The sequence below is a fragment of the Pigmentiphaga litoralis genome, assembly GCF_048632615.1.
In the GTDB taxonomy this organism is placed as follows: Bacteria; Pseudomonadota; Gammaproteobacteria; order Burkholderiales; family Burkholderiaceae_B; genus Pigmentiphaga; species Pigmentiphaga litoralis_B.
Window position 1 is genome coordinate 229,241 of sequence record NZ_CP184479.1, and the last position, 21,121, is coordinate 250,361.

General features: G+C 64.0%; 15 protein-coding genes and 4 pseudogenes. 2 read left to right on the forward strand and 17 right to left on the reverse strand.

The genetic code is table 11. The features are described from left to right. Nucleotides 1-3: 3 nt before the first annotated feature. Nucleotides 4-992 (reverse strand): annotated as a pseudogene (locus ACNANG_RS01135) (N-carbamoyl-D-amino-acid hydrolase). Between the two features lie 302 nt (nucleotides 993-1,294). On the opposite strand from ACNANG_RS01135, the gene ACNANG_RS01140 reads away from it, so the two are divergent. Beyond that, nucleotides 1,295-2,233, forward strand: coding sequence for a LysR family transcriptional regulator (locus ACNANG_RS01140; RefSeq protein WP_420225643.1), 939 nt, complete (start codon nucleotides 1,295-1,297; stop codon nucleotides 2,231-2,233). 128 nt (nucleotides 2,234-2,361) lie between these two features. Here ACNANG_RS01140 and ppsA read toward each other — a convergent pair whose 3' ends face one another. Next, nucleotides 2,362-4,722 (reverse strand): phosphoenolpyruvate synthase, encoded by a 2,361-nt coding sequence (ppsA, locus tag ACNANG_RS01145; RefSeq protein WP_420225644.1) that lies wholly within the window; start codon nucleotides 4,720-4,722, stop codon nucleotides 2,362-2,364. A 286-nt stretch (nucleotides 4,723-5,008) separates the two neighbouring features. On the opposite strand from ppsA, the gene ppsR reads away from it, so the two are divergent. Next, nucleotides 5,009-5,857 (forward strand): pyruvate, water dikinase regulatory protein, encoded by an 849-nt coding sequence (ppsR, locus tag ACNANG_RS01150; protein ID WP_179588017.1) that lies wholly within the window; start codon nucleotides 5,009-5,011, stop codon nucleotides 5,855-5,857. Here the strand turns inward: ppsR and ACNANG_RS01155 are convergent. The 15 genes and pseudogenes from ACNANG_RS01155 to tsf form a co-directional block, all read right to left on the reverse strand. Beyond that, nucleotides 5,851-6,651 (reverse strand): TrmH family RNA methyltransferase, encoded by an 801-nt coding sequence (locus ACNANG_RS01155; RefSeq protein WP_420225645.1) that lies wholly within the window; start codon nucleotides 6,649-6,651, stop codon nucleotides 5,851-5,853. The two genes, ppsR and ACNANG_RS01155, sit on opposite strands and share 7 nt — an antisense overlap. A gap of 260 nt (nucleotides 6,652-6,911) precedes the next feature. Further along, nucleotides 6,912-7,490, reverse strand: a pseudogene (gene rnhB, locus ACNANG_RS01160) (ribonuclease HII); the annotation flags it as partial. A 67-nt stretch (nucleotides 7,491-7,557) separates the two neighbouring features. After that, nucleotides 7,558-8,715, reverse strand: a complete 1,158-nt coding sequence (gene lpxB / locus ACNANG_RS01165) for a lipid-A-disaccharide synthase (RefSeq protein ID WP_420225646.1) — start codon at nucleotides 8,713-8,715, stop codon at nucleotides 7,558-7,560. 11 nt (nucleotides 8,716-8,726) lie between these two features. Continuing rightward, complete coding sequence (gene lpxA, locus ACNANG_RS01170; protein WP_420225647.1) at nucleotides 8,727-9,521, reverse strand: acyl-ACP--UDP-N-acetylglucosamine O-acyltransferase; 795 nt, start codon at nucleotides 9,519-9,521, stop codon at nucleotides 8,727-8,729. Between the two features lie 12 nt (nucleotides 9,522-9,533). Further along, the gene (gene fabZ / locus ACNANG_RS01175) at nucleotides 9,534-9,980 is read right to left on the reverse strand and encodes a 3-hydroxyacyl-ACP dehydratase FabZ (protein WP_420225648.1); all 447 of its coding nucleotides are present in this window, start codon (nucleotides 9,978-9,980) and stop codon (nucleotides 9,534-9,536) included. Nucleotides 9,981-10,029: 49 nt separating this feature from the next. Further along, on the reverse strand, nucleotides 10,030-11,214 hold the full coding sequence (gene lpxD / locus ACNANG_RS01180) for a UDP-3-O-(3-hydroxymyristoyl)glucosamine N-acyltransferase (RefSeq protein ID WP_420225649.1): 1,185 nt from the start codon (nucleotides 11,212-11,214) through the stop codon (nucleotides 10,030-10,032). A gap of 35 nt (nucleotides 11,215-11,249) precedes the next feature. Continuing rightward, nucleotides 11,250-11,849 (reverse strand): OmpH family outer membrane protein, encoded by a 600-nt coding sequence (locus ACNANG_RS01185; RefSeq protein WP_420225650.1) that lies wholly within the window; start codon nucleotides 11,847-11,849, stop codon nucleotides 11,250-11,252. Nucleotides 11,850-11,995: 146 nt separating this feature from the next. Then, nucleotides 11,996-14,290 carry an outer membrane protein assembly factor BamA gene (gene bamA, locus ACNANG_RS01190; RefSeq protein WP_420225651.1) on the reverse strand — a complete coding sequence of 765 codons (2,295 nt, stop codon included), beginning with the start codon at nucleotides 14,288-14,290 and terminating at the stop codon, nucleotides 11,996-11,998. A gap of 128 nt (nucleotides 14,291-14,418) precedes the next feature. Beyond that, nucleotides 14,419-15,755: pseudogene (gene rseP / locus ACNANG_RS01195) on the reverse strand (RIP metalloprotease RseP). 92 nt (nucleotides 15,756-15,847) lie between these two features. Then, nucleotides 15,848-17,071, reverse strand: coding sequence for a 1-deoxy-D-xylulose-5-phosphate reductoisomerase (gene ispC / locus ACNANG_RS01200; protein ID WP_420225652.1), 1,224 nt, complete (start codon nucleotides 17,069-17,071; stop codon nucleotides 15,848-15,850). Continuing rightward, entirely contained in the window at nucleotides 17,068-17,916 is an 849-nt protein-coding gene (locus ACNANG_RS01205; RefSeq protein ID WP_420225653.1) for a phosphatidate cytidylyltransferase, read from the reverse strand. The genes ispC and ACNANG_RS01205 overlap by 4 nt, the downstream gene beginning before the upstream one ends. Nucleotides 17,917-17,922: 6 nt before the next feature. Next, a pseudogene (gene uppS, locus ACNANG_RS01210) lies at nucleotides 17,923-18,712 on the reverse strand (polyprenyl diphosphate synthase). A gap of 32 nt (nucleotides 18,713-18,744) precedes the next feature. After that, nucleotides 18,745-19,305 (reverse strand): ribosome recycling factor, encoded by a 561-nt coding sequence (frr, locus tag ACNANG_RS01215; protein ID WP_420225654.1) that lies wholly within the window; start codon nucleotides 19,303-19,305, stop codon nucleotides 18,745-18,747. A gap of 28 nt (nucleotides 19,306-19,333) precedes the next feature. Continuing rightward, nucleotides 19,334-20,080 (reverse strand): UMP kinase, encoded by a 747-nt coding sequence (gene pyrH, locus ACNANG_RS01220; protein ID WP_420225655.1) that lies wholly within the window; start codon nucleotides 20,078-20,080, stop codon nucleotides 19,334-19,336. Nucleotides 20,081-20,201: 121 nt separating this feature from the next. Then, a complete protein-coding gene (gene tsf, locus ACNANG_RS01225; protein ID WP_420225656.1) occupies nucleotides 20,202-21,083 on the reverse strand; it encodes a translation elongation factor Ts in 882 nt (293 codons plus the stop codon). Between the last annotated feature and the right edge of the window lie 38 nt (nucleotides 21,084-21,121).

Below are 21,121 nucleotides of genomic sequence, written 5' to 3' on the forward strand. Positions count from 1 at the left end.
GCGTCAGAAGGACGGCGTCCACACGGGGGTGCGATGCTTCCGGTCTGCTCGACCAGCCGCTGATACGCTTCGGTGCGGCGGTGCTTGGCAAAATTGAAGACCGTATTGCGGCCCAGCTCGCACAGATCCAGGTCGCAGTCGGCAACGATCAATTCGTCGGCCCAGGTCGCGGCCATCGCGATGATTTCCCCCTGGGGATTGACGATGACCGAGTGGCCCAGCAGTTCGTGACCATCTTCCGTGCCGGCCTTGGCAACGGCAGCGGCAAAGGTGGCGTTCTGATAGCAGCCCGCCTGGATGGACAGATGGGAATGCAGCACGCGCAGGTGATGCGCCTCGAAACCGCGGTTGTCCTGATTGCGGCTGGGCGTGTTGTAGCCCAGCATGACCAGTTCCACCTGCTGCAAGCCCAGCACGCGCCACGCCTCGGGCCAGCGCCGGTCGTTGCAGATCAGCATGCCCAGGTTGGCGTCGACGCCGGGGGCAACCGGGGCACGCACCACGGGGAAGCCCAGATTGCCGACCTCGAAATAACGCTTTTCCAGATGCTGTACCTGGCGATGCTCGGCGTATTCCGCATGGCCCGGCAAATGGATCTTGCGGTACTTCAGCACGATCTCGCCATTGGGAGCGATGACAACGGACGTGTTGTAGCGGCGTTTACGCACGTTGCCCTGCGCGTCTGCTTCCTCGACCAGCTCGGCATAGCCCAGGTACACCATCACGCCATAACGTTTGATGGCATCGAAAAGCGGCTGGGTGGCAGGCGATGGCAGGCTGGCTTCGAACCAGGCATCGGCCTCATCCAGGTTCTCGCAGTACCAGCGCGGAAAGAACGTGGTCAATGCCAATTCGGGAAACACGACGACCTGGGCGCCGCGCTGATGCGCGCGCTCAAGCAGGCGCATCATGCGTCCAACGACGACGTCGCGTCCCTCGGAACGTTGAATGGGCCCCAACTGGGCAGCAGCGACGGTGACGATGCGGGACATCTGGCAATCCTGTTCTATGGTTTTGAAGGCGCGTTGTTGTCAGGATGCCGTGCCGGCCGGGACAGGCAAAGCCGAGGCGACGGGCGCCGCGGGGGCGCACCGCGGTAGTGCAATGCGGCCTCCATGCCTTGAAAACACAGGACTTCTGCCGCCCGCCAGCACGCAAATACGCCCACGGACCTATGCATTTAGTTATAGGCACCGCGCAAAACGTGATGCCGATCCCGTTGCGTGCACGCCGCAAGACGCCGCAACGCCCCTAGAATGACGCTGCCTTTCAATTCTTTGCGGATGTCCCCCCAATGGCCGTCCCCCTTCCTTCGACGCCCGGCGCGCTGACGCTGCGCCAGATCGAGGTCTTCCACGCGGTGATGTTGACCGGATCGTTAAGCGAAGCCGGCCGCATGCTGTCCGTCACGCAACCGGCGGTCAGCCGTGTTCTTGCGTCTGCGGAAAGCCGCCTGCGGTATCGCCTGTTCGAACGTGTCAAGGGAAGGCTGCAGCCCACGCCCGAAGCCAGACGGCTGTATGCCGAAGCCGAAGAAATTTTTGGGCGCGTGAACCGTTTCAACGCGTTGGCGGGCGCCCTGGGCATGGGGTCGGCCGGGTCGGTCAGTCTTGTCTCCAGCCCCAGCTTCAGCGAATGGCTCGTGCCCCATGCCATTCAGAAATTTCGTGAAAGCCATCCCGATACGCCTATTCGCTATCGCCCATTGGCTTTCGACGCCCTGCTTCCGCATCTGTTGCTGGGACAAGCCGACTTTGGCCTTGCGTCCATGCCGCCGCCCGTCAACGCCAACATCGTCAGCGAAAAGATAGGCCGCGGATGGCTGGGCTGCGCCGTGCCACGGGGGCACGCCCTGGCGATACGGCCCCGCGTGCGGGCCGAAGAACTCGTCGGGCATCTGCTGATCGGTTACGGCGCCGACACGCCATTCGGCCGTCTGGCCAGCCGACTGCTCAGTTCCGGCCCGGTGCAGGTGCAGCCGCAGATCGAGGTCCGCTCCACCCCCGAAGCGCTGGCGCTGGTGCGTCAGGGCGTCGGCGTGGCACTGGTGGAGTCTTTCGGGTATCACCCCAGCTTTGGCAAAGACGTCATCCTGCTGCCCACGGATCCGCCCCTGGACCATTCCATCCACCTGCTGCACTCGGCCAACAGCCCCCTTTCCAGCACCGCGCGACGGTTTGCCAATGTGCTGAAGGCGCTGATCAGCCTGGCGCAGAAGCGCACGAGCCACTGATCACGCGGCGGCAAGCGCTGCGCGGACCTGAAACGACAAAGGGAGTCCCGTGCATGCACGGAACTCCCTTCGTCGGCTTGCAGCGCGGGTAGACCGGCAGGTCAGCCCGCGCTGTCAACGGCTGTGGCTTACGCCAGCTTCTTCCACGTATCCACGACCGTGTCGGGGTTGAGCGAGATGGACAGGATGCCCTGCTCTTTCAGCCACACGGCAAAATCGGGGTGGTCGGACGGGCCCTGACCGCAGATGCCCACGTATTTGCCTGCCTTCAGGCATGCCGAGATGGCTTGCTTGAGCAGGGCCTTCACGGCGGGGTCACGCTCGTCGAAGTCCTGCGCCAGCAGTTCGAGGCCGGAATCGCGATCCAGGCCCAGGCTCAGCTGGGTCAGGTCGTTCGAACCGATCGAGAAGCCATCGAAGTGCTCCAGGAACTGTTCGGCCAGCACGGCGTTGGACGGCACTTCGCACATCATGATGACGCGCAGGTCGTTCTCGCCGCGCTTCAGGCCGTTCTCACCCAGCAGGCCGATGACTTTCTCGGCTTGCTTCAGGGTGCGCACGAACGGGATCATGATTTCGACGTTGGTCAGGCCCATGTCTTCACGAACGCGCTTGAGCGCTTCGCATTCCATGCGGAAGCATTCGGCGAAGTCTTCCGAGATGTAGCGCGACGCGCCACGGAAGCCCAGCATGGGGTTCTCTTCTTCCGGCTCGTAGCGCGAACCGCCGATCAGCTTGCGGTATTCGTTCGACTTGAAGTCGGACATGCGCACGATCACGGTCTTGGGGAAGAAGGCGGCGGCGATGGTCGCGATGCCTTCGGCCAGCTTGTCCACGAAGAATGCACGCGGGCTGGCGTAGCCACGCGCCACCGATTCCACGGCTTTCTTGAGTTCGCCGTCGATGTTCGGATAGTCGAGGATGGCCTTCGGGTGGATGCCGATGTTGTTGTTGATGATGAATTCGAGGCGAGCCAGGCCCACGCCCGAGTTCGGGATCTGCGCAAAGTCGAATGCCAGTTGCGGGTTGCCCACGTTCATCATGATCTTGATGTCGATCGGGGGCATGTCGCCGCGGCGCACTTCCTCGACTTCGGTCTCGATCAGGCCGTCGTAGATCCGGCCTTCGTCGCCTTCGGCGCAAGACACGGTCACCGGGGCGCCGTCTTTCAGCACCTGCGTGGCGTCGCCGCAGCCCACGACAGCTGGGATGCCCAGTTCACGCGCGATGATCGCCGCGTGGCAGGTACGGCCGCCGCGGTTGGTCACGATGGCGGACGCACGCTTCATGACCGGTTCCCAGTTCGGGTCGGTCATGTCGGTCACCAGCACGTCGCCCGGCTGGACCTTGTCCATGTCGGAAATGTCGGCCACCAGGCGCACCGGACCCGAGCCGATCTTCTGACCGATTGCGCGGCCGGTCGACAGCACGTTGCCGGATGCCTTCAGGCGATAGCGCAGCTGCACTTCGTTGCCCGACTGCTGCGACTTCACGGTTTCAGGGCGGGCTTGCAGGATGTAGATCTTGCCGTCCACGCCGTCACGGCCCCACTCGATGTCCATCGGGCGGCCATAGTGCTTTTCGATGATCACGGCGTACTTCGACAGCTCGATGACGTCGTCATCGGTCAGCGAGAAGCGGTTGCGCAGTTCCGGCGCGACGTCGACGGTGCGCACGGCGCGGCCTTCGGTACGGGCGGGATCGAATTCCATCTTGATCAGCTTGGAGCCGATGCGGCGGCTGACGATAGGGTACTTGCCCGATTCGAGCGAACCCTTGAAGACGTAGAACTCGTCGGGATTGACGGCGCCCTGCACCACGGTTTCGCCCAGGCCGTACGACGACGTCACGAAGACGACGTCACGGAAACCCGATTCGGTGTCCAGCGTGAACACCACGCCGGCGGCGCCCGAATCCGAGCGCACCATGCGCTGGATACCGGCCGACAGCGCGACTTCGGCGTGGGCATAGCCCTTGTGAACGCGATACGAGATGGCGCGGTCGTTGTACAGCGACGCGAACACGTGGCGGATCTTGTCCAGCACGTCATCGATGCCGACGACGTTCAGATAGGTTTCCTGCTGGCCGGCGAACGAGGCGTCGGGCAGGTCTTCGGCCGTGGCCGACGAGCGGACGGCGAACGAGCCCTTGCCGTCGGCGTCGAGCTTGGCGAATTCGCTGCGGACGGCTTGTTCGAATTCGGGCGACAGCGGTGCGTCGATGATCCACTGACGGATCTCCGCGCCGGTGTCGGCAAGCGCACGCACGTCCTCGGGATTCAGGCTGGACAGGCGATCACTGATCCGCTTGTCGAGACCGGAATCCTTCAGGAAGGCGCGAAACGCGTCGGCGGTGGTGGCAAAGCCACCCGGAACGCGAACGCCCGCGCCCGTAAGCTGGCTGATCATTTCGCCCAGCGACGCGTTCTTTCCTCCAACTGAGTCAACATCCGTCATGCGGAGCTGCTCGAATGGCACAACATAAGACATGAAAGTCCCCTATTACAATGGCAAGAAAGCATGTTTGGCGAGCACACGACGCTGGATCGAAACGCAGGATGTTGGCGTTTGTCCTAGGAATGTCGTGTGCTGGCCAAACCTGCCTGGCAGCGCTGCGCTCTACACTATGAGAGCCGGCCTGAGCCATGCCACGGGACGGATGGCAATGACCCCCGGGATTCTACCCCGTGCGCCGCGTGGTCTGCACTCCGCCTGTTAACGGTCAATTGTTACCTTTTTCTCACGTATTGCGGTCGATTTGATCTGCGAGGTCATCATGTCACTCCACCCTGCGTCAACGCAGCCTTATATCCGCACCGTGTACGTGGTGTCCGACGGCACCGGCATTACCGCCGAGACCTTTGCGCATTCCGTTCTTGCCCAATTCGAAGGGCTGCGTTTCAAGCACATCCGCCTCCCTTTCATCGACTCGGTCGACAAGGCGGCGGACGTCGCGGCGCGCATCGATCAGACCTTTGAAGCCGATGGCAAACGCCCGATCGTGTTCAGTACCCTGGTGAATTCCGAGATCAATACCCGGGTGCGCCAGGCCAACGGCATGTTCCTCGAACTGTTTTCGACCTTTGTCGAACCGATCGAAGCCGAATTGGGATTCAAGTCCAGCCATTCGATCGGCCGCTCGCACAACGTGGCCAATACCGAGCAATACCAGAATCGCATCGAAGCCATCAATTTCAGCCTGGCGCACGATGACGGGCAATACGCCAAAGGCATCGAAAACGCGGATGTCATTCTTGTGGGGGTATCGCGCTGTGGCAAGACGCCGACCAGCCTGTACCTGGCGATGCAATACGGCATCAAGGCCGCCAATGTGCCGCTGATCCCGGATGACTTCGAACGCGACAGCCTGCCCTCGAACATCCTTCCGTACAAAAGCAAGCTGTTTGGCCTGACGATTCAGCCGGAACGGTTGTCCGAAGTGCGGCATGAGCGCCGGCCCGACAGCCGGTATGCGTCGCTGGAACAGTGCCGGTATGAAGTCTCGGAGGCCGAGAAGCTGATGCGCCGCGAGGGGATTCGGTGGCTGTCGACGACCACCAAGTCGATCGAAGAGATCTCGACGACGGTGCTGCAGAAGATCGGCCTGGAAGGCCGGTTCTATTGAGCTGACAGGCCCTGGCGGCGCTGCTCGAACAGGCACACCGCCGCGGCGGCCGCCACGTTCAGCGATTCCGCGGCGGCTTCCTGGGGGATGTGAACGCGCACCCGCGCCGCGCGCTGCAGGGCCGGGCGCACGCCCTGCCCCTCATGGCCGAACACCCATGCGGCCTTCGAGGGCAAGGCGGGACCGTACAGGCTTTGCGCATCGTCCAGGGTCGTCGCGATCAAGGGCACGTCCAGACGGGCCATCAGCGCTTCCAGATCGACCTGCTCGTGGATCGTGAGCGAAAAGTGCGCACCCTGGCCTGACCGCAACACCTTGGGCGACCAGGCAAAGGCGGTCTCTTCCGATAGAAACGCATGCCGCACGCCGGCGGCTGCGCACGAACGCAAGATCGAACCGACATTGCCCGGGTCCTGGATGCGGTCCAGCCAGACGCACGATTCGGTAAGCCGTTCCGGCAGCACCGGCGACGGCGTGTCCACGACGAACACAACGCCCTGTCCGGCCTGCACTGTCTCCAGGTCCTGCATCAGCTTGCCTTCCAGCCAGACCTGGCGGTCTACCGGCACCTGATCGTGCAAGGCAAGCAATTCCGGATGACAGTCTTCCGGACGGTCCAGCCGATGCGCGTCGAACACGGCATGGCGCGGCGCGCCGATCACCGCCAGGTAGGTCTGGCACAGGTGCAGCCCTTCAAGCACCGACAGCCTCGCATGCTTGCGCGCCTGCGAGGTGGACGACAGCTTGCGCAATTCTTTGAAGAGCGGATTGTCGCGGGAGGCGATACGTTTCATCAGGGCGCGACCGCCCGGCGGGATTTGCGAGGCTGGGGGGATTTGGCGGCGGGCGTCGTGTCAACAGACTCAAGCGGCGGGCCTGCCTGCGCAGGCCACGCAGACGTCGCGCCATCTTTGGCGGCAGAGGTCTTGCCGACAGACGCCTTGCGCGCGGCAGTCTTCCTGGCCCCCGTCTTTGCCACGCCCGGGCCGATGCCATCCATTTCGGCGGACGCCAGCGCGGCCAGGTCCGGCATGGGCTTGCCTTCCAAAGCCATCCGCACGGGCGCGAAGCTGCGTCGGTGCGCCGCGCAGGGGCCGTGCTTGTACAGGCTTTCCACATGCAACGCGGTGCCGTAGCCCTTGTGCCGGTCGAAGCCGTAATGCGGATACTCGGCGTGGAGCCGCACCAGTTCGGCATCGCGTGCCGTCTTGGCCAGGATGGATGCCGCCGAGATGGCCGGAATGCTGGCGTCGCCGCCGATCACCGTCTGCACCCGGCAGGCGAGCCGGGGCGCGCGGTTGCCGTCGATCTGCGCCAGATGGGGAATGATGCTCAGCCCTTCCACGGCGCGGCGCATGGCCAGCATGGTCGCGTTCAGGATGTTGAGCGAGTCGATTTCTTCCACCGACGCACTGGCAATGAACCAAGCCAGCGACGTACTGCGTACTTCGATCGCCAGCGCATCGCGATCCGCTTCCTTCAGCACCTTGGAGTCGGCCAGCCCGGCGATCGGACGCGCGCGGTCCAGCACCACGGCCGCGGCATAGACCGGGCCGGCCAGCGGGCCGCGGCCGGCCTCGTCGACCCCCGCAATGGTCAAGGTCAACAGCGTCGCTTCATCCAGCTCGCCGATATGGCCTTGCTGTCCTGACTCGCCGCCCAGCAGGTCCCAGCCAAAATCGTTCTGCACCCAGCCGCGTTCAGTCTGCATGGTTGGCAAGCTCCAGAATCACCTTGGCCGCCAACGCGGATGTGTCGCGAATGAGTTCATCATGCAATTGCGTGAAGCGGGTTTCGATCCGGCGCGCATGCGCGTCGTCGGTCAAGGCGGTCCATGCGGCATCGGCCAGCGCGCGCGGGGTCGCCGCATCCTGCAGCAGTTCGGGCACGATAGCTTCGTTGCACAGAATGTTGGGCAGCCCCACCCACGGCAGATAGGCCTTGCGCCGCATGATCCACCACGACACCTTGGGCAGGGCGTACGAGATCACCATGGGCCGCTTAAACAGCGCTGCTTCGAGCGTTGCCGTTCCGCTGGCCACCAGCACCGTATCGCAGGCTGCCAGAACGTCGTGCGAACCGCCAATCAGGCAATGCAGGTGCCGCAAGCCACCGACTTCCGCTGCGCAGGCCTCGAACTGGGCCTGCCGTTCGGCATTGGCCATGGGCGCCCAGATACGCAGCGACGGATCCTTCTGCTGCAGCAACTTGGCAGCCTGCAGGAAGCGGGGCGCCAGGTGCCGAACTTCGCCCGCGCGGCTGCCCGGCATCAGCGCGAGCATGCGATGGTCGGGCGCGACGCGCAGCCGCCGCCGCGCCAGGGCGCGGTCGGGCACGCGCGGAATCACGCCCGCCAGCGGATGACCGACGTAAGTCACGGGCACGCCCGCGTCCTGGTAGATCTTCTGTTCGAAGGGGAACACGACCAGCATGTGCGAGACGGACTCGCGAATCGTGTGGATGCGTTCGCCGCGCCATGCCCATAGCGACGGACCGATGAAATGCACCGTGGGAACGCCACCGCGCTTGAGCGCGCCTTCCAACGCAAAGTTGAAGTCGGGGGCATCCACGCCCACGAACACCGACGGGCGTTCCGCCAGCCAGCGTTCCCGCAGCGTCCGGCGGATCGTCAGCAGTTCGGGCAGGTGCCGCAGGACGTCGGCGTATCCATTCACGGCCAGCTTCTGCATGGGATACCAGGCATCGAAGCCCTGCGCGAGCATTTTGGGCCCGCCGATCCCCTGCAACGGAAGCGTGGGCGCCCGGTGCTTAAGCTCGCGCACCAGCATGGCCGCAAGCAGGTCTCCCGATGGCTCTCCCGCCACCACACCGATGGAAGGATGTGCCGAAACCGACATCACATACTCCGTCAGCGAACGATACCGCGGCTCGCGGTGTCGAGAAAATCGAGCAAGGTCTGCAAGGACGCCCGCATGTCTGGCGATTCCGCCTGGCGTGCGCGCATGCCGTCCTTGGCTTCTTCAAGCGTCAGACCTTGGCGGTACAAGGACTTGTAGGTCGCGCGCAACCCGGCGATCTGCTCGGGCGTAAACCCGCGGCGCTTCAGTCCTTCAGAGTTGATGCCCACCGGGCGGCCAGGGCTGCCGGCGCACGTCACGAACGGCGGCAGATCCTGCAGCAGCGTAGTGTGCACGCCGGTCATGGCGTGCGCGCCGATCTTGACGAACTGATGGACGCCGGTCATGCCGCCCAACGTGACGTAATCGCCGATGTGCACATGGCCGGCCAGTTGCGTGCCGTTGGCGATCGTGGTGCGATTGCCCAGGTGGCAATCGTGCGCCACATGCACGTAGGCCATGATCCAGTTGTCGTCGCCGATGGTCGTGATGCCGCCATCCTGGACCGTGCCGAGATTGATGGTGCAGCACTCGCGGATGGTGTTCCGGTCGCCGATCCGCAGTTCGGTCGGCTCGCCGGCGTACTTCTTGTCCTGCGGCGCCGCGCCGATCGATCCCGAAGGAAAGAAACGGTTGTCGCGGCCGATCGTGGTGTGACCATCGATGACGCAGTGGGGTCCCACTTCGGTGCCCGCGCCGATACGGACGTTCGGCCCGATGATGCTGAACGCACCGATGGTCACGCCGTCATCGAGTTGCGCGGCGGGATCGACGATGGCGCTGGGATGGATCCGGGTGGTTGTCATCAGGGTGCGAGTTCAGGAATCAATGGTGCGCACGGTGCACATGAGTTCGGCTTCGGCGGCCACCTGGCCATCCACGAGCGCCTTGCCCTTGTATTTGACGATGCCGCGCGACACGCGTTCCACTTTCAATTCCATGCGCAGCTGGTCGCCCGGCACGACAGGCCGTTTGAAGCGGGCAGCATCGATGCCGACGAAGTAGTACACGGTCTTTTCGTCAGGCTTCTTGCCGGCGGCGGTGAAGGACGTGATCGCCGCGGCCTGGGCCATGGCTTCAAGGATCAGCACGCCCGGCATGACCGGGTGATGCGGGAAATGGCCGGTAAAAAACGGCTCGTTGAAGCTGACGTTCTTGATCGCGGTGATCGACTCGCCAGGGACGCATTCCAGCACCCTGTCCACGAGCAGCATCGGGTACCGGTGAGGCAGATGCTCGAGGATACCCTTGATGTCCATTTCCATACGTATTCCAATTGTGTGTTCGGACCGCGCGGCCGCCCGCGCGTCCTGTCTAGATGTCGGCAGCTTTCGCCGACAGCTTCTCGAGTGCCTTCAGGCGTCGCTGCATGCGGCCAAGATGGCGCATGGCGACCGCGTTCCGTTCCCACTCGGAGTGTTCGACCGCCGGCATGATACCGGTATAACGGCCGCCCGCGGCGAGATTGGAAAACACGACGGTCGACGCGGTCAGGAAGACATCGTCCCCGATGTCGATATGGCCGCCTATCATCGCGGCGCCGCCGATGGCGACCCGTTGGCCGATGGTAGTGGATCCGGCGATACCGGTACATGCCGCGATTGCCGTATGGTCGCCGATCCGGACGTTGTGGGCCACCATGATCTGGTCGTCCAGCTTCACGCCGTTGCCGATGACCGTATCGTCGAGCACGCCGCGGTCGATCGTGGTGTTCGCACCGATCTCGACGTCGTCACCGATCAGCACGCCGCCAAAGTGTTCGATCTTCGAGTACGCGCCCGTGACCGTATGCGAGTCGGGGGCAAAGCCGAAGCCGTCCGCACCGATCACCGCGCCGGAATGGATGAGCGCGCGCGCACCGACGGTGATGCGTTCATACAGCGTCACGCGCGGATGCAGCAGGCTGTCTTGGCCGATGACGCAGTCTTTGCCGATGATGCACCCGGCGCCAATGCGGGCGCCCTGCCCGATGGTGACGCCCGATTCGATGACGGCCAACGGGCCGATGGTGACGCCGTCGCCAATCACCGCATCGGGCGAAATGACGGCCGATGCGTGAATGCCCGCGACGTCATTGGCGCGCGAGCGCCGGGCGAACCATTGCCCCACGCGGGCATACAGCAGGTAGGGTTCGGTGCAGACCACCAGTGCGCGCGGGCCGTCGCTGCGCCCGGACGCCGCGACCGACGCCTTGTGCGCATCGGCCATGGCAGGCGACAGGATGACCGCGCCAGCATGCGTGCTGTCGAGCTGCGACTGATACCGGGGATTGGAAAGGAAGGCGATTTCGGTGGGGCCTGCGGCGCCCAGAGTGCCGATGCCTGCCACCCGAAGATCCGCCAGCGCGGCGGACGACGGGCTGGCGCCATCCGCCTGGGACGTCGAAGCTGACGCGCCCCCGGTCAGGTCTTCGATATGCCACGTCAACCCGGAGGTATCGGTGGCTTCCAGCAAGTCTGCCAACGCGAGCGCGTCGGCGGGGGCGAGCAAAATAGGCATGCGCTAGACAACCAACTCGAAGCGGCAGCTGCCGCTTACTTGCCGCCGTTCAATGCGCTCAGCACCTTGTCGGTGATGTCGACGCGCGGGCTGACGACAACGGCTTCCTGAAGGATCAGGTCGTAGTTTTCCTGCTCGGCGATCTGCTTGATCACGCGGTTGGCGCGCTCGAGCACTTGCGACAGCTCTTCATTGCGGCGCTGGTTCAGGTCTTCCTGGAATTCGCGGCGCTTGCGCTGGAAGTCCTTGTCGAGGTCGCTGAGTTCGCGCTGGCGGCGATTGCGATCCGATTCCGACAGCACGGCGCTGTCCTTGTCGAGTTGCTCGGACATGTTGCGCAGACGCGCGGCGATATCCTGCAGGTCGGTGTCGCGCTTCTTGAAATCAGCTTCCATCTTGGACAGCGCAGCCTTGGCGGGCGCGGCGTCGCGGAAGATCCTTTCGGTGTTCACGAACCCGATCTTGACCGGACCGGTGTTGGCCGAAGCCGCGGCACGCGGTGCCGACGCTTGTTGGGCATGAGCCGCGCCGACGGCGGCGCCAGATAGCACCAACACTGCCAGCAGACGGCCCGCACCTTTGACAGCAGATGAGGCGGTCACACTGCTAGCAGACGTCGAAAACTTGCGGATCATTTAACTCTCGCTCGGAAAAGAATTGGATATTTTGCCACTACTGGCCCATTCTCGCGCAAAGCGTGGCAGGCCAAGGTAAACGGTTGTACCAAAAACGCGCGGCGGCAGGCAAATCGCCCCGATCTGCCCGCCCTGCCCTGGCGGGATCAGAAGCCCGTGCCGATCTGGAACTGGAACATCTGCGTACGGTCCTGCGGCTTCGGGTTGATCGCCTTGCCGATGGAGATCTTGAGCGGACCGATCGGCGATTGCCAGCTCAGGCCCAAACCGGTCGAATACCGCAGTTCGCCCAGATTGATGTTCTGTTCGTCGGAGTAGACGTTACCCGCGTCGACGAACGTGAACCAGCGCAGCGTCCGGTCCTGCTGCGTACCAGGGAAAGGCAGCTGCAGTTCGGCGCTGGCGATGACGCGCTTCGCGCCACCCAGGCTGTCGCCGTAACGCGGATCCCGCGCACCGAGCGAGCCGCCTTCGTAGCCGCGAACCGAACCGATACCCCCGCCATACAGGTTCTTGAGCAGCGGGTACGGCTTGCCGGCAAAGCCCTTGCCGTAGTCGACCTGGCCGTTCAAGGCCAGCGTGAAGTCGCGGGTGATGGGCCAGAAGTACTGGTGCTGGTAGCTGGCCTTGTAGTAGCGCAGGTCGCCGAACAGCGAGCTTTCGGCGGCAGCGCGCTGGTAGGTACCGCGCGTCGGCGCGAGGGCGCTGTCGCGGCGGTCATTGCTCCAGCCCACCGAGAAGATCACGGCATTGCTTCGAGGACCAAAGGCGCTGACGTAATCCAGGTAGCGCTGCGGGCTGTTGTCGTACGTGGTGATGTCGTTGGCTTCGAACGTGGTGCCGAAGAATACGCGCTGTGTTTCGGTGAACGGCACGCCGAACGTGATACCCGCGCCCATGGTCTGGATGCGGTAGTCGCCGCGGTTGATCGCCAACGGACGCAGCGTGCGGTAGTACAGGCTGGTCGACCGGCTGATACCGTCTTGCGTGAAGTACGGGTTGGTCTGGCTGATCGCGATCGTGCGGTAGGTCTTGCCGGTGTTCAGCTCGATGCCGGCGGTCGTGCCGCTGCCAAAGATGTTGTCCTGGCTCACGCCGGCCGACAGCACCACCTTGTCGGTGCTGGAGAAGCCGGCGCCGAGGTTGATCATGCCGGTCGGCTTTTCCTGCACCGTCACGTTCACGTCGACCTGGTCGGGCGTGCCCGGCACGGGCGGCGTTTCGATATTGATGTTCTGGAAGTAGCCCAGGCGGTCGACGCGGTCGCGCGACAGCTGGATCTTGGTCGCGTCGTACCAGGCGCTTTCGAACTGGCGCATTTCGCGGCGGATCACGACGTCACGCGTGCGGGTGTTGCCGCCGATGTTCACGCGGCGCACGTACACGCGGCGGTTCGGGTCGACAAAGAAGGTCAGGTCGGCGCGCTTGTTTTCGCGGTCCACCACGGGGTTCGCATTCACGTTGCTGAATGCGTAGCCGAGCTTGCCCAGGTAATCGGTGATGGCCTTGCTTGACGCATTGACCTTTTCGGCCGAGAAGGTTTCTTCCGGCTTGACGGTGATCAGCTTGCGCAGGTCGTCGTCCAGGCCGAGCAGTTCGCCCGACAGCTTGACGTCGCTGACCGTGTACTTCTCGCCTTCAGTGATCGACAGGGTGATGAAGATATCCTTGCGGTCGGGCGAGATCGTGACCTGCGGCGAATCGACGTTGAATTCGAGGTAGCCGCGGTTCATGTAGTACGAGCGCAGCGCTTCGATGTCGCCCTGCAGCTTCTGGCGCGAGTACTGGTCGGCCTTGGTGTACCAGGTCAGCCAGCCCGGCGTGGACAGCTGCAGCATCTTCAGCAGCTCTTTTTCCGGAATGGCCTTGGCGCCAATGATCTTGATGCCGGCAATGTGCGCCACGTCGCCTTCGAACACGTCGAAGGTGATGCCGACACGATTGCGTTCGAGCGGGGTGATGGTTGGGACGATTTCGACCGAGTACTTGCCGCGAGCCAGGTACTGACGCTTCAGTTCCTGTTCGGCGCGTTCAAGCAGCGCGCGGTCGAAGATGCGGGCTTCGGCAAAGCCGACTTCGGCCAGCGACTTGCGCACGTTGGCCGCTTCGAACTCGCGCATGCCGTTGAAGTCGATGGATGCGATGGCCGGACGCTCGTCCACCACGACCACCACCACGTCGTTTTCGACTTCGATCTTCACGTCACGGAAAAACCCGGTGCCGAACAATGCGCGGATGGCCTGGGTCGCCTGTTCTTGCGAGAACGTATCGCCGACCTTGACCGGCAGGTAGCCAAACACGGTGCCGGCCTCGGTCCGCTGGATGCCTTCCACGCGAATGTCGCGGACGACGAAGGTGTCGAAAGCGTTGGCCAGGGGAGCCACGGAGATGGCCAGCAAAAAGGTAAGCAGACGCGGCAAGCGCCGGGCGCGGTGAGTCATTCGTAATCCCGGGTTTCTGATGGATAACAGATAGGAAATGCACATGGCGTAAGACGGCAGCGGCAACGTCGGAACAGACCGACGCCGCGCTGGGCACCCAGGGTGCTGAGGACTACGCTCATTCAATCCTATGTCAGTAGGCGCGAAAAATCGTTGAACAAGGCGACCGCCATGAGCACCATCAGGATGCTCAATCCGGCGCGTTGCCCGATTTCCATCCAGCGCTCTGGAGGGGGCTGCCCTTCACGATCTCGACGAGATAATACAGCAGGTGCCCGCCGTCCAGCATGGGGATGGGCAACAGATTCAGTACGCCCAGGTTTACGCTGACCAGGGCAAGGAACGCAATATACGCTTCCAGTCCTATCCTTGCGGTCTGCCCGGCATAGTCGGCGATGGTAACCGGTCCGCTCAGGTTGCGTAAGGACACGTTGCCGGTCAGCATCTTGCCCAGCATGCGCAACGAGAACCACGACACTTCGGCGGTCTTTTGCGCGCCCATGACCAGGCTGTCGATCGGGCCGTAGCGCATGGTAATCAGTTCGACGTCGCCCCCGATCTGCGCGCCCACGCGGCCGACGGGCGCGGTGGCGCCGGCCGGCGTTTCGGCGCGCGGCATGACGTTCAGCGTCATGGGCACGCCGTCGCGCACGATGGCGATCGGCAAGATGCGCCCGGGATACTGCTGAATGGTTTGGATGAACTCGGTGGCCGACGGATCGCGTCTGTCGGCCACGCCCACCACGCGGTCACCCGCCAGCAGGCCGGCTTCAGCCGCGGCGCTGCCATCGACCACCGCGCGGATGATCGGGCGCGGGCTGGCCAGGGCAAGCCCTTCGCGGCCCAGCACGTCGCCTTCCATGTCGTCGAGCGCGACACGTCCGAAGTCCAGCACGCGCACGGCTTCGGCGCCGGCGGCGGTCTTGACGGTGATGTCGGCGGGTCCCTTGTCGGTCAGGCGTTTGAGCAGCACCCAGCGGGCGTCGCCCCACGACGCGACCGGCGACCCATCGATGGCCGTGATGCGGTCGCCGGCCGAGATGCCTGCCTTGGCCGCGGCCGAATTGGCGGGTGGCGCACCCAGGATGGGCGCCGGTTCCTTGATGCCGATCATGTTCAGCGACGCGTACAGCAGCGCCGCCAGCACCAGATTGAAGACCGGCCCCGCCGCAACAATGGCGATACGGTTGCTGACCGGCTTGGCGTTGAAGGCTTCGTGGCGCTGCGACGCAGGCACGTCGCCTTCCCGCTCGTCCAGCATCTTGACGTAGCCGCCCAGCGGAATGGCCGACAGCGCCCACTCGGTTCCACGACGGTCCGTGCGACGGAACAGCACCTTGCCGAAACCGACCGAGAAACGCAGGATGCGGACGCCGCAGGCGCGGGCGACCAGGTAGTGACCCATCTCGTGGATCACGACAAGAATGCCAAGGGCTAGCGCGAACGCCGCCAAGGTGAGCAGCATGGAAATTCCTGAAAAAGTACCTACTGAAAACGCCGCGGCAAGTCAGGGAGGATCACTGCGCCGGGAACGGCCGGTGGCGGCAGTGCCGGCGTTCAGCCCCTTGCATGGACAGGGCTCAACCGGACAAGTTCGTCTTGCGTCCAGCGGCGAACGTCGGCGTCGAACGCCAGCAGACCGTCGAGCGTGGTGAGGTCGACGTGCGATGCCGCGGCAGCCCGCCCATTAAGCACCGTCTCGATCAGGTTGGCAATGTCCGTATAGGCCAATTTGTCGCACAGAAAGGCTTCGACAGCGACCTCGTTGGCGGCATTGAGCGCGATACAGGCCGTCTGCCCCGCCGCCAGCGCTTCGAACGCCAGGCGAAGGCAAGGAAACCGCGGCAGATCGGGCTCTTCAAAGTCCAGCCGTCCGATGCGGGCCAGGTCCAGCGAACCGACGCCCGCGTCGATCCGGTCCGGGAAGGCCAGGCCATACGCAATCGGCGTACGCATGTCGGGATTGCCCAGCTGGGCCAGCACCGAGCCGTCTTCGTATTCCACCATCGAATGGATCATGCTTTGCGGGTGGACCAGCACCTTGATCCGCTCGGGCGGCATCGCAAACAGCCAATGCGCCTCGATCACTTCCAGCCCTTTGTTCAGCATGGTGGCCGAGTCGACCGAAATCTTGCGGCCCATGGACCAGTTCGGGTGCGCGCAGGCCTGCGCCGGGGTCACATCGCGCAGTTCCTGCAGCGTCCGGCTGCGGAACGGGCCGCCCGACGCCGTCAGGATCAGCTTTCGAACCGACTTGGCCGGCGCCGTGGGCGCACCGGCCCGGCCGTGGTGGGGCAGACACTGGAAAATCGCGTTGTGTTCGCTATCGATAGGCAACAGTTCGGCGCCGTTGTCGCGCACGGCGTCCATGAACAGGCCGCCCGCCACCACCAGGGCTTCCTTGTTGGCCAGCAGCACCCGCTTGCCGGCCCGCGCGGCGGCCAGGGCACCCGGCAGACCAGCTGCGCCAACAATCGCGGCCATGACCGTGTCGCTGCCGGGATCGGCGGCCAGATCGGCCAGCGCAGCTTCGCCCACATGCACCTCGGGGGCCTGAGCGGCCGGGCCCCACGCCGTCAGGAAACGTTCACGGGCCGCGGCATCGGGCACCGCGACCACGGCAGGCCGGAACGCCTTGGCCTGTTCGGCAAGCTTGTCCATCCGCTGATAGGCGGTCAAGGCATGCACGCGATACGACTCGGGGTGACGGGCAATGACGTCCAGCGTACTGACGCCGATCGAGCCGGTCGCCCCCAGGACGGTGACGGAACGCACGGTCATGACAGCAGCAGGGCCAGGGGCAGGACGGGGATCAGGGCGTCGATGCGGTCAAAGACGCCGCCGTGTCCAGGCAGCAGATTGCTCGAGTCCTTGTACCCTGCCCTGCGCTTGAGCAGCGATTCGAACAGGTCACCGGCAATCGACAGGCAGGCCAGCAGCAAGGCGATCACGATCGCGCCGGCAAGGGTCCAGCGGGCGGCCAGCGCCGCGCCGAAACTGGCCGGAAAGAACGTGCAGATCACCACGAAGACGATGACGCCCGCGATGCCGCCCATGGCGCCTTCCAGCGTCTTGCCCGGGCTGATGTGGGGCGCAAGCTTGCGTTTGCCGAGCGCCTTGCCGGTGAAGTAGGCGGCGATGTCGGCCACCCAGACCACGGCCAGCAGCGTCAGCAGGAAGGTGACGCCGCGCGCATGGGCCGCCATCAATGCGCCCCAGGCAGCGACGAGCGCGAACGGTGCGAACACGGTCAGCATCAGGTTGCGCGCGGGCGCCTTGGCGTCGGCGCGGAACAGCGACGGCACGATCACCAGCAGCCAGATCAGCGACAGCACGCTCCACAACGTCAGCCAGCCCGTCGTGGGCACGGTCCAGGCCACCGAGGCGGCCGCCTGCCAGCCGATCAGCACCACGCCCATCACGACAGCGGCAATGACTTCGGGACCCATTCCGGTCTTGACGTCGGCCTGGCAAGACCGGCCCAGCGTCAGACGCCACCACTCCCACAGCGCCGCCGAGACGAACAGCGCCATCAGGACCTGGAACGGCAGCGGACTGGGCACGGCCAGCGCCGCCGCAAGAATGATCAAAAGCACTACGGCGGTGATGACGCGTTGTCCGAGCATGCGACCTCAGTGATCGGCGGGCTGCCGCGTGGCGGCCTGCGCTTCAGGTTGTTGGATCTGGGCGCTGGTACGGCCGAATCGCCGTTCTCGTCCCTGGTAGGACTGGCAGGCCAGATCGAGCTGGGCGGCATCGAAGTCCGGCCAGAAGCAGTCGGTGAAATACAGCTCGGTGTACGCAAGCTGCCAGATCAGGAAGTTGGAAATGCGCTTTTCGCCGCCCGTCCGGATGAACAGGTCGGGCTCGGGCGCGTAGGCCATCGCCAGGTAGGACGACAGCATGGATTCGTCGATCAGGTCGGGCTGGGCGGCCAGTTCGGGCCGCTCGGCCAGCAGACGGCGCGTCGCCTGCAGGATGTCCCAGCGGCCGCCGTAGTTCGCGGCCACCGACAGGGTCAGAACGTCGTTATGGGCGGTGCGCGCTTCGACGTCGCGCACCAGTTCCTGCAGCCGCGGTTCGAAGGCGCTGATGTCGCCCACCACACGCAGGCGGATGCCGTTGCGGTGCAGCTTGGTGACTTCGCGTTCGAGCGCATGCATGAAGAGGCGCATCAACAACGAGACTTCGTCGGGGGCGGCGCCAGTTTTCCGAGCTGAAGGCAAACAGCGTCAGGTACTTGATACCCCGGTCGACGCAGGCTTCAACGATCGTCCTGACGGCGTCCACGCCCTTCTTGTGGCCCGCGAAACGGGGCAGGAAACGGCGGGTTGCCCAGCGTCCGTTCCCGTCCATGATGATCGCAACGTGCCGCGGCACATTGTCCGTCGCGGGGATGCCCAGGGTCGAACTCAGGACCATGACCGATGAACCTTAGAAATGAAATCGACCCCTCAAACCGTCATGATGTCGGTTTCTTTCTGCTGCACCAGCTTGTCGATATCCGCGACATACCGGTCGGTCAGCTTCTGGATCTCGTCTTGCGCGCGGCGCTCTTCGTCTTCGGAGATGGTCTTGTCCTTGACGAGCTTCTTCAGTTGCTCGTTCGCGTCGCGGCGCAGGTTGCGGACGGCAACCTTGGCGTCTTCGCCCTCGCCCTTTGCAACCTTGGACAGTTCGCGGCGGCGTTCTTCGGTCAGCGCGGGGGTCGGGACGCGGATCGTGTCGCCCATGCCTTGGGGATTCAGGCCGAGGTCGGAGTCGCGAATCGCTTTCTCGATGACCGGGCCCATTTTCTTTTCCCAGGGCTGGACGTTGATCGTGCGGGCGTCGAACAGGGACACGCTGGCCACCTGGCTCAGCGGAACCAGCGAGCCATAGTAGTCGACCTGGACGTGGTCCAGGATGCCGGCGTGGGCGCGGCCCGTACGAATCTTTGCCAGGTCGAGCTTCAGGTTCTCGACGGACTTGCCCATTTTCGTGTCGGCGTTTTTCTTGACGTCGGATGCACTCATGAGGGTCTCCTAATAGTGGTGCGGTCGATCAGACGTGAACCAACGTGCCTTCGTCATCGCCCAACAGGACGCGCTTCAGGGCACCGGGTTTGTTGATCGAAAATACCTTGATCGGCAGTTTCTGGTCGCGGCACAGCGCAAAGGCCGTCGCGTCCATGACTTCCAGGCGTTTGGTGATGGCTTCGTCGAACGTGATGCGGCTGTAGCGCGTGGCGTTCGGATCCTTTTTGGGATCGGCCGAATAGATGCCATCGACCTTGGTGGCTTTCAAGACGACTTCGGCACCGATTTCGGCGCCGCGCAGGGCTGCGGCCGTGTCGGTGGTGAAGAAGGGGTTGCCGGTACCGGCGGCGAAGATGACGACCTTGCCTTCTTCGAGATAACGCAGGGCTTTCGGACGGATGTAGGGTTCGACGACCTGTTCGATGGTGAGCGCGGATTGCACACGCGCGTCGACACCGCGACGCTTGAGCGCGTCTTGCAAGGCCAGCGAGTTCATGATGGTGGCCATCATGCCCATGTAGTCCGCCGTGGCGCGGTCCATACCCTGGGCGCCGGGAGCCACGCCGCGGAAGATGTTGCCGCCGCCGATCACCAGCGCGAGTTCCACGCCCATGGCGCAGACTTCGACGATTTCTTCGACCATGCGATTGATGGTGGCGCGATTGATACCGAACGCGTCGTCACCCATCAGCGCCTCGCCGGAAAGCTTGAGCAGCACTCGTTTGTAGGCGCCTGGCTTGGAATTGCCCGATGCGTTGTTCTCTACCGTCATACCTGCTCCCAATGCGTGTCCGGTCAAACTGAATTCGTGTCACGGGACGCTGCCGTGAGGGCGCGTCCCGTGGTGGTACCACTTTTCCGGCTTGCGGGGGTGAGCCCGCGAGCCTGGAAGATCAGCCCTTCGAGGCTGCGACCTGTGCGGCCACTTCGGCTGCGAAGTCGTTGGCTTTCTTTTCAATGCCTTCGCCGACCACGTACAGCACGAATTGCTGGATGCTCGAGCCCTTGGACTTGAGAACCTGTTCGACGGTCTGCTTGTCGTCCTTGACGAACGGCTGCGACAACAGCGTAACCTCTTTCAGGAACTTCTGGATCGAGCCTTCAACCATCTTGGTGAGGATCTCGGCCGGCTTGCCCGATTCGGCAGCCTTGGCCTCGGCAACCGAACGCTCGCGCTGGATGTCGTCAGCCGACACGCCAGTGGTGTCCAGAGCCTTGGGCTTGGTCGCGGCGATATGCATGGCCAGGTCCTTGCCCAGAGCTTCGTCGCCCGAGAACTCGACCAGCACGCCGATGCGGCCACCGTGCACGTATTGCGCGATCTTGTTGTCGGTCGCGATACGGGTAAAGCGGCGCACGGTGATGTTTTCGCCGATCTTGCCGATCAGGCCGGTACGGACCGTGTCGACGGTGCTGTCGCGGAACGCCAGGGCGCCCAGCGCTTCGACGTCGGCCGGGTTGGACTTGGCGATCAGTTCAGCCACTTCCTTGGTGAACGCGACGAAGTCGTCGTTCTTTGCCACGAAGTCGGTTTCGCTGTTGACTTCGACCACGGCGGCCAGCTTGGCGTCTTCGGACACCCACAGGCCGATCAGGCCTTCGGCGGTCACGCGGGCAGCGGCTTTCGATGCCTTGCTACCCAGCTTGACGCGCAGGACTTCTTCCGCTTTCGCCAGATCGCCGTCAGCCTCGGTGAGTGCCTTCTTGCACTCCATCATTGGGGCGTCGGTTTTCTCGCGCAGTTCCTTGACCATTGCTGCAGTGATTGCGGCCATGATGACTCCTTACGGCATCCCGAGGGTAAACCCGCGGA

Excerpts from the sequence above, each read along its gene's own strand:
- ppsA (WP_420225644.1), bottom strand. The coding sequence starts at position 4,722 with ATGTCTTATGTTGTGCCATTCGAGCAGCTCCGCATGACGGATGTTGAC.
- fabZ (WP_420225648.1), bottom strand. The coding sequence starts at position 9,980 with ATGGAAATGGACATCAAGGGTATCCTCGAGCATCTGCCTCACCGGTAC.
- lpxB (WP_420225646.1), bottom strand. The coding sequence starts at position 8,715 with ATGTCGGTTTCGGCACATCCTTCCATCGGTGTGGTGGCGGGAGAGCCA.
- ispC (WP_420225652.1), bottom strand. The coding sequence starts at position 17,071 with ATGACCGTGCGTTCCGTCACCGTCCTGGGGGCGACCGGCTCGATCGGC.
- frr (WP_420225654.1), bottom strand. The coding sequence starts at position 19,305 with ATGAGTGCATCCGACGTCAAGAAAAACGCCGACACGAAAATGGGCAAG.
- ACNANG_RS01140 (WP_420225643.1), top strand. The coding sequence starts at position 1,295 with ATGGCCGTCCCCCTTCCTTCGACGCCCGGCGCGCTGACGCTGCGCCAG.
- ACNANG_RS01155 (WP_420225645.1), bottom strand. The coding sequence starts at position 6,651 with ATGAAACGTATCGCCTCCCGCGACAATCCGCTCTTCAAAGAATTGCGC.
- ACNANG_RS01185 (WP_420225650.1), bottom strand. The coding sequence starts at position 11,849 with ATGATCCGCAAGTTTTCGACGTCTGCTAGCAGTGTGACCGCCTCATCT.
- lpxA (WP_420225647.1), bottom strand. The coding sequence starts at position 9,521 with ATGACAACCACCCGGATCCATCCCAGCGCCATCGTCGATCCCGCCGCG.
- bamA (WP_420225651.1), bottom strand. The coding sequence starts at position 14,290 with ATGACTCACCGCGCCCGGCGCTTGCCGCGTCTGCTTACCTTTTTGCTG.
- ppsR (WP_179588017.1), top strand. The coding sequence starts at position 5,009 with ATGTCACTCCACCCTGCGTCAACGCAGCCTTATATCCGCACCGTGTAC.
- pyrH (WP_420225655.1), bottom strand. The coding sequence starts at position 20,080 with ATGACGGTAGAGAACAACGCATCGGGCAATTCCAAGCCAGGCGCCTAC.
- lpxD (WP_420225649.1), bottom strand. The coding sequence starts at position 11,214 with ATGCCTATTTTGCTCGCCCCCGCCGACGCGCTCGCGTTGGCAGACTTG.
- tsf (WP_420225656.1), bottom strand. The coding sequence starts at position 21,083 with ATGGCCGCAATCACTGCAGCAATGGTCAAGGAACTGCGCGAGAAAACC.
- ACNANG_RS01205 (WP_420225653.1), bottom strand. The coding sequence starts at position 17,916 with ATGCTCGGACAACGCGTCATCACCGCCGTAGTGCTTTTGATCATTCTT.